The 662-nt window shown below is 70.7% G+C and carries 1 protein-coding gene and 1 pseudogene; both read left to right on the forward strand.

The annotated features are described in order from the left end of the window. A partial coding sequence (locus tag B2Y21_RS07510) for an ExbD/TolR family protein (RefSeq protein ID WP_292058553.1) occupies nucleotides 1-353 on the forward strand: 353 nt, incomplete at its 5' end. 6 nt (nucleotides 354-359) lie between these two features. Next, a pseudogene (locus tag B2Y21_RS07515) lies at nucleotides 360-662 on the forward strand (energy transducer TonB); the annotation flags it as partial.

Consider the following 662-nt stretch of genomic DNA (forward strand, 5'->3'; position numbering starts at 1 on the left):
TGCTGCTGATCATCTTCATGATCTCGGCGCCGCTGTTGACGGTCGGCGTCCCGGTCGAGCTGCCCAAGACCGAGGCCAGCGCGGTCGAGACGACCGACAAGCCGGTCACGGTTTCGATCGACCAGAACGGCGCCATCTTCATCAGCGAGGGCGAAGTCCGCTGGGAACAGCTGGCCCTGCGCGTGGCTGAAGAGGGCGGCGAGAAGGCGCGCGACAAGGCTATCTTCATCCGCGCCGACGGCCGCGCCCCCTATCAGGCCGTGGCGCGCGTGATGGCGCGCCTGTCGGCCTCGGGCTTCACCAAGCTGAACCTGATCACCGACACCGCCGCCGACGAGCCGACGGAGGGCTGACGGACCTTGCGCCGCCCCAGCCCCGCCATCCTCGGATCCATCGCCCTGCACGCGGGGGTGGTGGCGCTCGCCTTCGTGTCGTGGTCGTCGAAGGACGAGCCGAGGCCGTTGGTGAACTCCGTGCCGGTGTCGATCGTCTCGGACATCGAGATCGCCGCCGCTCCGGCCGACAATCCGCAGGAAGAACCTTCTCTGGAGGACGGCGAGACCGCGCCGGTCGAAACGCCGCCCGAGCCGACTCCGCCGGAACCGGAGCCTACGCCGCCGGCGCCGCAACCGCGCCCGACGCCGCCCGCGCCGCGCCCGACC

This window comes from Brevundimonas sp. UBA5936 (assembly GCA_002430835.1).
GTDB lineage: Bacteria > Pseudomonadota > Alphaproteobacteria > Caulobacterales > Caulobacteraceae > Brevundimonas.